This window comes from Rhodoferax sp. (assembly GCF_037143375.1).
Classification (GTDB): Bacteria; Pseudomonadota; Gammaproteobacteria; order Burkholderiales; family Burkholderiaceae_C; genus Rhodoferax.
On the sequence record NZ_JBAWYV010000128.1, the window covers coordinates 1 to 9,207 of the forward strand.

6 protein-coding genes are annotated in these 9,207 nt (G+C 57.6%); 5 read left to right on the top strand and 1 reads right to left on the bottom strand.

What is annotated here, in order from left to right; translation table 11 throughout:
• From WCG50_RS15095 to WCG50_RS15110, 4 genes are all read left to right on the top strand, one after another.
• A partial coding sequence (locus WCG50_RS15095; protein WP_336900429.1) for a TonB-dependent receptor occupies positions 1-1,223 on the top strand: 1,223 nt, incomplete at its 5' end.
• Between the two features lie 69 nt (positions 1,224-1,292).
• Positions 1,293-3,239, top strand: a complete 1,947-nt coding sequence (locus tag WCG50_RS15100; protein WP_336900430.1) for a TonB-dependent receptor — start codon at positions 1,293-1,295, stop codon at positions 3,237-3,239.
• Positions 3,240-3,242: 3 nt separating this feature from the next.
• Positions 3,243-4,187: an ABC transporter substrate binding protein gene (locus WCG50_RS15105; protein WP_336900431.1), complete on the top strand. Its 945-nt coding sequence runs from the start codon at positions 3,243-3,245 to the stop codon at positions 4,185-4,187.
• On the top strand, positions 4,184-6,127 hold the full coding sequence (locus tag WCG50_RS15110) for an ATP-binding protein (RefSeq protein WP_336900432.1): 1,944 nt from the start codon (positions 4,184-4,186) through the stop codon (positions 6,125-6,127). The genes WCG50_RS15105 and WCG50_RS15110 overlap by 4 nt, the downstream gene beginning before the upstream one ends.
• Here WCG50_RS15110 and WCG50_RS15115 read toward each other — a convergent pair.
• The gene (locus WCG50_RS15115) at positions 6,100-6,750 is read right to left on the bottom strand and encodes a response regulator transcription factor (protein WP_336900433.1); all 651 of its coding nucleotides are present in this window, start codon (positions 6,748-6,750) and stop codon (positions 6,100-6,102) included. The genes WCG50_RS15110 and WCG50_RS15115 overlap by 28 nt on opposite strands.
• A gap of 26 nt (positions 6,751-6,776) precedes the next feature.
• On the opposite strand from WCG50_RS15115, the gene dnaE reads away from it, so the two are divergent.
• A partial coding sequence (dnaE, locus tag WCG50_RS15120; protein WP_336900434.1) for a DNA polymerase III subunit alpha occupies positions 6,777-9,207 on the top strand: 2,431 nt, incomplete at its 3' end.

Below are 9,207 nucleotides of genomic sequence, written 5' to 3' on the forward strand. Positions count from 1 at the left end.
ATGTTGTATTGGGCTCTGAGTACGCTCAACTGGATTGGCGGCGGAGTTTGGGTGCGGATTCTGACCTGGCTTTCAATTTCTCTCACACGCAGGATTCTTACCAGGATTCGTATCCTTATTCGCTGGTGGATTACAAAAATCTGGTTGCTGCGTTCTCAAGTGATCCGGTTTTTAAGAGTCGAGTGGCGAGTCTGGCCGACAGTGTGGCGATTGAGGGCAGCGGGCGGTCAGTCAACGACTCAGTATCGTTACAACACACCTTTCGGCATGGCGAGAGCCTTCGGGTGGTGTGGGGCGCTGAGTTCAGGCGTGAACAGGTTATCTCCCAACCCTTGTACAACACCGATACGCCCTTGGTAACAGACTTCACACGACTTTTTAGCAACGCCGAGTGGCGGATCAGGCCAAGCCTGGTGCTCAATGCCGGTGCCATGGCGGAACACAGCAGCGACAGTGGCGACAGTCTGGCACCCAGAGTGATGCTTAATTGGCATGCTGCTGGGGGTCAAACGCTGCGCGCCGGGATTTCCAGAGCCTTCCGTCCGGCCAGCACGTTTGAGAAATACAGCAATTACCGCTATCTATCGAATGGCCAACTGATCCAGATAAACACACTGCCTACAGGCAATGTTCAGCCTGAAAGTTTGGTGACTCGCGAGTTGGGCTATCTGGGCGACTTTCCCAAACTGGGTGTCAATCTGGATGTACGTATGTACCACGAGCGAATTTCGGGGTTTGTCCTGCATCAGAAATATGCTTTACCTAACGAGCCATCGCTGCTTCCCTCCACGCCATGGGACTACATGAATGGCGAAAATTTCACGATCAAAGGCTATGAGTACCAGTTGAAATGGCAACCCTGGCGCGGCGCCCAGTTCATTTTTAATCAGGCCTATACCGACATTGGTTCGGTTGATCTCGACACCGCCCTGGCCGCGCCCAAGTTGGCCAGTACGCTGAGCTTTTTTCAGAAATTTTCTGGGGGTCTGGACCTGAGCCTGATGCACCAGGACAGTGGCACGGTGGTGCTGCAAGGGGCGGGTGGGCTAAATAAAGTTGCCATGACCCGCACAGATATTCGTTTGGCTTTGCCCTTGCGCGTTGGTCCCAATCGGGGTGAGGTGGCGTTGGTGGTGCAAAACCTGGGTCTGCCTTATGCAGACTTCATTCCGGCATTCCAGTTCCAGCGTCGCGCCTTTGTGACCCTTCGGATCGAGAACTGATCCACACGCTCAGCCTGACTACCTATGAGAAACCCAACTAATCAGCGCGAATGGAGGCAAATTGCCTTCTTGCTTTCGCTCGTTGTAGTTTTTCAGGCCAAAGCGCAGCAGGTTGAGCCCATCTCCGAGAAAGATTTTTTGAACGATGTGCCGATCGTTCTGTCGGTCTCCCGTTTGCCGCAGCGGCTCGACGAGACACCGGGTGCCGTCACCATTCTCGATCGCGACATGATTCGCCTGTCCGGTGCCCGCGATGTGGCGGATTTGATGCGCTTGGTGCCGGGCTTTCGGGTGAGCAATTCCTTCGAGGCCGGGGCGCCCGAGGTCAGCTATCACAATAACTTGACTGATTTCCCCAACCGGACGCAGCTGCTGGTCGATGGCCGCTCGGTTTATTCCCCGTTCTTTTTAGGCCAAACAAGCACGGGGATGCAGACCGTGGCCCTGGAAGATATTGAACGCATTGAGGTGCTGCGCGGTTCCAATTCGGCTGCCTACGGTGCCCGGGCCTTTTTGGGCACGATCAATATCGTGACGCGAGACCCGGCTGAAACGCTGGGCCTGGGCGCGCATTTGGCCTCGGGTGACAACCGCATCAACGATGCACGGGCGAGCCTTGGGTGGGCGTCTGGCGTGGGGAATTTTCGATTGGGGGTGGATCGCCGCGCTGATGCTGGTCTTTTGGGTTCGAGTGGTCCCGATACGGTCTCGCGCATTAACTTTCGGGGTGACCTGCGGCTGGGTGCCGGTGATCAGCTTGACGTGCGGGCCGGGCAGACGCAGGTAGATGCCGGTGTGGGCTACCTCGGCAATATTGAAAACAATGCACGCGTGCGCGCCATGAACATGTCGTTTGTCCAGTTGGACTGGCGCCGCAGTGTCAGTGAAAACGAGGATATCGCACTCAGTTTTTCCCGAACGAACGAGTCAACGCAGGATGCGTTTCCAGTCGATTCAGCCCAACTTGATTCGCACTTTAGCGGCAACATTGCCTTTGATGTCAGCGGCAAGGCCAGTAGCGATCAGCTGTCTTTTCAGCACACGGTTCGCCAAAGCGCCCAACTGCGCACGGTTTGGGGCGCAGAACTTCGCCAGGAGCGCGTGACATCCAAGCCGCTGTACGACACCGATGCTGATTTTGTGACCGATTTTTCTCGCCTGTTTGGCAATGTAGAGTGGCGTATTCAACCGGACCTGATTCTTAATGCAGGGGGCTTGTGGGAGAAAAGCAGCATTGAAGGTGACAGTTTCATGCCACGGGTCATGCTTAACTGGCATGTGGCGCAGGGGCAAACTTTGCGCTGGGGCGCGTCGCAGGCGCAACGCCCCCCCAGCACCTACGAGAAGTTCAGCAACACGCGCTATTACCTTAACGTTGATGGTGCGCCGCGGGTGGTGGTTGATCGGGCTTCGCGCGGCGGGGTACAACCGGAGAAAATTGTTTCGCATGAAATTGGCTATCTTGGAGATTTCCCTCGTCTTGGGGTGAATCTGGATGTACGCCTGTTCCATGAGAAGGTGACAGATTCCATCAAATACATAGCCTATCCGAACGCCGATGGTTTGTTCTATGGGGGTTATACGATTGACTTTGCCAACGTCGAAAACTTCGACATTCACGGCATCGAGTACCAACTGAAATGGCGCCCATGGGCCGGTGCGCAAGTGATACTAAACCAGTCGCTGGTGGACAGCAGCTGGACTGACAATGGCAGCACGGGTTACAAGCGCCAGCCCTACCTGAGTTCAGGTCTCATGCTGATGCAGAGGTTGCCGGGCGGTGCCGACCTGAGCCTGATGTACCACCAGGCAGACACCACAAATTTTGCAGGTTCTGGAGAGATGGCCCCGGCCATGAGCCGCACCGATGTGCGCCTCGCTTGGCCGCTGCGCTTTGGGGCCAAGCGGGGCGAAGTGTCCGTGGTGGTTCAGAACCTGGGGCCGGCCAACCTGGATTTTGTGCCCGAATTCAAATTCCGTCAGCAAGCTTTCGTGATGCTCAAAGTAGACCACTGAGCCATGTCAAAGCACTTTTTCTTGCGTCTGCTGCTCTCCCTTTGCCTGATTTGTTTCGCGGGCTTGGCTTTGCCTGTGCAAGCCGCTCCGGTCGTGGTGATCGTGAGCAGTGAGCGCAGCCCCGCTTATGTGGAGGCTGCTGAGGCGCTGGTCAGCGAGTTGGAAAGCCGTGGCTTGTCGCGCTACGAGATGCTGCAAGTCACCGTGGGGGAATTAGCCGCCGCTGGGCCGCTGGCGCCACGCCTCTTTGTGGCACTGGGCTCGGCGGCTGCCAACGCGCTGGCCAAGTCGGAGTTGCGCGTGCCGGTGCTGTGCACACTGCTGCCTCGCAGTAGTTTTGAGCGTGCCCTGCAAGCCAGTGGCCGCAAGTCATCGCCGCAGTTTTCGGCCCTGTACCTCGATCAACCCTTGAGCCGTCAATTGGAATTGATTCGTTTGGCCTTGCCTGAGGCGCGTCGTATTGGGGTGTTGTGGGGGCCAGAGTCGCAGTCGCAAGCTGCTGCTCTGAAGTCGCAGGCGCAAGCGCGGGGGCTGGAAGTCGTTGAAGCCACGGTGGGGCGCGATGAGTCGCTTTTCCCCAATCTCAAGCGGGTTCTGGAAGACGCTGATGTGCTGTTGGCCCAGGCGGATCCACTGGTTTACAACAGCAGCAACATTCATAATATTTTGCTGGCCTCCTTTCGGGCCAAGATTGCGATGGTCGCTTTTTCTCCCGCCTATGTACGTGCGGGCGCCTTGTTGGCTTTGCATGTCACGCCAGCCCAGATCGGGGTGCAAGCGGGTGTACTCAGTTGGGGCGTGTTGCAAGACAAGGCTTTGTCGGCAACGCCACTTTATTCACGGGATTTCTCAGTAGCTGTTAACGAGCATGTAGCAAGGTCGCTCGGGCTCAGCCTGGATGGCGCGGCCTTGCGGGCTCGTTTGCTGCGCCGGGAGGGGGCGCCTTGAAAATCCTGGACATCCGAAGTCGCCTGGTGCTGGCTGCGTTGTTGCCGGTAACCCTGATCGCCATTTTGCTGGCCACCGTGTTTTTGCTGGTTCGGTTTGGGGATGTGGATGATGCCCAAAGCCAACGCTCCCGCTCGCTGGCGCGCCAACTCGCCACGGCCAGCGAGTACGGCCTTTTTTCAGCCAATATTACCCATTTGCAGGCCATTGCCAGTGGCGCCTTGCGCGAGCCGGATGTGAGTTCTGTGGTCATTGTTGACGCAACAGGTCGAATACTGGTGCGTGCCGGCAAACCGTCCTACACCACGCCGTGGAGCTTGAGCAGGCTGGAAACCGAGCGATTCGACCCCAACAAGCGCACCGATTTATTGTCGCAACCCATCATTGCCAGTCAAGTCAAGTTGGATGACTTGTATGAGACCCGGGCGACGTCTGACAAAGAACCTCCTGAATTGTTGGGCAATGTGCTGATCGAGTTTTCGCATGATGCACGTCTTCGTCGTGAGCGTGATATTTTGATCACAGGCATTTTGATCACACTGGGCGGCTTGCTGTTTGGTGGTTTTGTGGCGCTGTGGCTTGGGCGGGGTGTGTTGCGCCCGATCATGCGTGTCTCCAGTCTGATCGAACGCATTGGTCGCGGCGATCTCTCGGCTCGCGCCATCGTGGTGCCTGATGATCCGCTGCGTGATCTGCAAAACGGCCTGAATTTGATGGCCGAGCGACTGGAATTTGGGCGTGATGAGTTGGAGCAGCGCGTGGTGGATGCCACTTTTGCCCTGCGTGAGAAAAAAAATGAGGCCGAGTCAGCCACTCTCGCCAAGTCGCGATTCCTGGCCGCTGCCAGCCATGATTTGCGCCAGCCCACGCATGCACTGGGCATGTTCGTATCCCGTCTGGCGCAGTTGCCGCACGATGCCCAGACCCGTCACCTGATTGAAAACCTGGACGCTTCGGTGCTGGCCATGCAGGATTTGTTGGATGGGTTGCTGGATATTTCCCGCCTGGATGCGCAGGCGGTGCAGGTTCAAGTGCGGCCGTTTGCACTGGTCGATATTTTTGAGCAGTTGCGCAGTGGCTTGGCCCTGACGGCTGCAGACAAAGGCATTCGTCTGCGGTTTCGACCGTCGGATGTCTGGCTGATGAGCGACCCCACGTTGATTCACCGTATTTTGCTAAATCTGGTGGCCAATGCCTTGAAATACACGGTGACCGGCAGTGTGTTGGTGGCCTGTCGTGTCTCCAACGATGCGAGCATGGTGCGCATTGAAGTATGGGACAGTGGCATTGGCATTGCAACAGAGCATCACCAGTCCATTTTCAAAGAGTTTTTTCAGGTGGGTAATTCAGAACGAAACCGCAGCAAGGGCTTGGGCTTGGGACTGAATATCGTCGACCGGACGGCCCAGTTGCTGGGGCACCGGCTTCAGTTTTTCTCGCGACCGGGGGTGGGTACCCGGTTTAGCCTTGAGGTGCCTTTGGTGCCGCTAGGCACCGAAGTAGATCGAAGAAGCCCGTTTCGCACGGTCAGCCAGGACAATATTTCGGGACTGGTGGTGCTGGTGGTGGAAGATGACGCTTTGGCACGAGAGAGCCTGGTGTGCTTGCTCGAATCTTGGGGTTGCGTGGTGGGTTCGTCTGAAGGGTTGGCCACCGCGCTGGAGCAGCTTGAAAACGGCTTGGTGCCCGAGGTGATCGTGAGCGACTATCGTTTGATGGACGGCGAAAACGGCATTGAGGTCATTCGCCGTTTGTGCGCCTTTGCCGGGCGCGCCATTCCCGCTTGTCTGATGAGCGGGGACACCGATCCGGCCCTGATGCAGGCCGCGAAAGAGGCCGGTCACACCTTGCTGCACAAGCCGGTGCGCCCGGCCAAGTTGCGCAACCTGATTCGACGCTTGATGTTGGTGCCTCAGGCCAGTGGCGAAGATTTTGTATAGCCGTGGCGTCCCGCCGCCAACACCGCTTGAACCCGCGTTTTGACGCCAAAGCCCCGCAAAATGGCGGTAACGTGCGTCTTGATGGTTTCGTCGGCCAGGTTGAGGGCCTCGCTGATTTCTTTGTTGGAGCGGCCATCCAGCAGTAAATTCAGCACTGCTTCCTGGCGCGGAGTGAACGGCAGGGGTGAGTAGCCGGTTTTCGAGTCGTCCAGCGGCATGGGGCGGCTCTCGTTAAGCAAGTCGGGCGGAGAGTAAATTTCACCGTCCAACACCAGCCGCAAAATGGCCAGTAACTCTTGGCTTTTGCCGGATTTGGTGACGAACCCAGCGGCACCCTGGTTCATCACCTGGCGCATGATCCTGGGGTTGACGGAGCCCGACAGCATGACGATGGGCAGCTCTGGGTGCCTTTGGCCAAAAATGGCCAGCGCTTCCAGCCCATTCATGTCGGGCAAGTGGTAATCCAGCAACACCAGATCGAGGCCCGGGTGCAAGGCAGCCAGCTCAAACGCCCGCGCACAGTGGGGCGCCTCCAAAACCTCAATGTCCTCGTCCAGCCCTTTCAGGACCTGGCACAAGCCTTCACGAACCAACGCATGATCATCCACGACAAGAATTTGCAAGACCGTCCCCCAATTTAGAATGCTTTATGTTTGTACATCTGCGCCTCCACACCGAATTTTCCGTCGTTGACGGCACCAACCGCATCGATGATATCGTCAAGTCAGCCGCCCGCGACGGGCAGCCTGCACTGGCCATCACCGACCTGAGCAACTTGTTTGGCGCCATCAAGTTTTACAAAGAGGCGCGTAAACGCGGCGTCAAGCCACTGATCGGCGCCGAGATCTGGCTGGAGGGCTTGGGCAAAGACACCGCCAGTCTGTCACGCGTGCTGTTGCTGGTGCAAAGCAAGCAGGGTTACCTGAATTTGTCGGAGTTGCTGGCGCGTGCCTGGACGCAGCACGGCAGCAAAGCACAAGCCGCCATCAAGCTGGAGTGGCTGCGCGAACTCAACGAGGGTTTGATTGCTTTGTCGGGCGCCCAGGCCGGGCCGGTCGGCCAGGCACTGGTGCAGGGTGATGAGGCGCGTGCTTTTGACGCCGCCCTGCAGTTGGCCGGTATCTTTGTTCATCGTTTTTACCTGGAGTTGCAGCGCGCCGGGCGCCCCGAGGATGAAGTTCAGGTGGTGGCGGCCGTGCAACTGGCGGCCCGCATGGGTTTGCCGGTGGTGGCCACGCACCCGGTGCAGTTCACCGAGCCTGATGATTTTGAGGCGCATGAAGCCCGCGTTTGTATCTCGGACGGCGAGATTCTGGGCAACCAGCGCCGCGTGCGCAAGTTCACGCGCGACCAGTATTTCAAATCCAGTGCCGAGATGCAGGCTTTGTTTGCCGATGTGCCCTCGGCCCTGGCCAACACGCTGGAAATTGCCAAACGCTGCAACCTGACGCTCGTTCTGGGCAAGCCGCAGTTGCCCGAATTTCCGACACCGCTGGTCAATGGCCAGCGCATGACGCCCGACGAATACTTTCGCTACACCTCGCATGAGGGGCTGAAGGAGCGCTTGTTGCATCTCTACCCGGACGCTGCCAAGCGCGAGGCTGAGCGACCGCGTTACGTGGAGCGCCTGGAGTTTGAGATTGAAACCATTCTGAAAATGGGTTTTCCGGGCTACTTTTTGATTGTGGGCGACTTCATCATCTGGGCCAAAAACAACGGTTGCCCGGTTGGGCCAGGGCGGGGATCAGGTGCCGGTTCTTTGGTGGCGTATTCAATGAAGATCACCGACCTGGACCCGTTGCAATACAACTTGCTGTTCGAGCGGTTCTTGAACCCGGAGCGGGTCTCCATGCCCGACTTTGACATCGACTTTTGCCAGACCAACCGCAATCTGGTGATTGATTACGTCAAGGACAAGTACGGCAAAAATGCGGTGAGCCAGATCGTCACCTTCGGCACCATGGCAGCCCGCGCCGCCGTGCGCGATGTGGGTCGGGTGCTGGACATGAGCTACACCTTTTGCGATGGCATCAGCAAGCTGATTCCCAACAAGCCGGGTGTCAGTGTCAGCCTGCAACTGCCGCCGCCAGACCGCAAAAAAGACGACAAAACGGTTTACGCTACCGACGAGCCGATTCTGGCCGAACGCGAAGCCAAAGAAGAAGACGTTAAAACGCTGCTGGAACTGGCCCGCAAGCTCGAAGGCATGACCCGCAACGTGGGTATGCACGCCGGTGGCGTGCTGATTGCACCGGGTAAATTGACCGACTTTTGCCCGCTGTACCAGCAGCCCGGCAGCGAGTCAGCGGTGAGCCAGTACGACAAAAACGACGTGGAAGCCATTGGTCTGGTGAAGTTCGACTTTTTGGGTCTGGCCACGCTGACGATTCTGGAGATTGCCCGCGAATTCATCATGAAGCGCCACAAGGGCCAGGAAAACTTTGCTTTCGAGAACCTGCCGCTGGACGACGCCAAGGTTTACAAACTGTTCAGTGACGGCAAGACTGAAGCGGTGTTCCAGTTTGAATCTCGCGGCATGCAGGGCATGCTGAAAGACGCCAAACCGACGCGCCTGGAAGACCTGATTGCGCTCAACGCCTTGTACCGTCCCGGCCCCATGGACCTGATTCCGAGTTTCGTGGCGCGTAAACATGGCCGCGAAGTGGTCGAGTACCCGCACCCGCTGGTGGCCAAGATGCTCTCCGAGACCTACGGCATCATGGTTTACCAGGAGCAGGTGATGCAGACGGCCCAGATTTTGGGGGGCTACTCGCTGGGTGGCGCCGACATGCTGCGCCGCGCCATGGGTAAAAAGGACGCGGACGAGATGGCCAAGCACCGCCAGATTTTCCGCGACGGCGCACTCAAGAACGACATCGTTGAAGCCAAAGCCGACGAAATTTTTGACTTGATGGAAAAGTTTGCCGGCTATGGCTTCAACAAGTCACACGCGGCCGCCTACTCGCTGCTGGCGTACCACACCGGTTGGCTTAAGGTGCACTACACCGCCGAGTTCTTCTGCGCGAATATGACGGTGGAAATGGACGACACCGACAAGCTCAAAGTCTTGTTTGAAGACG

Coding starts and splice junctions, on each gene's coding strand:
- WCG50_RS15105 (WP_336900431.1), top strand. CDS start 3,243: ATGTCAAAGCACTTTTTCTTGCGTCTGCTGCTCTCCCTTTGCCTGATT.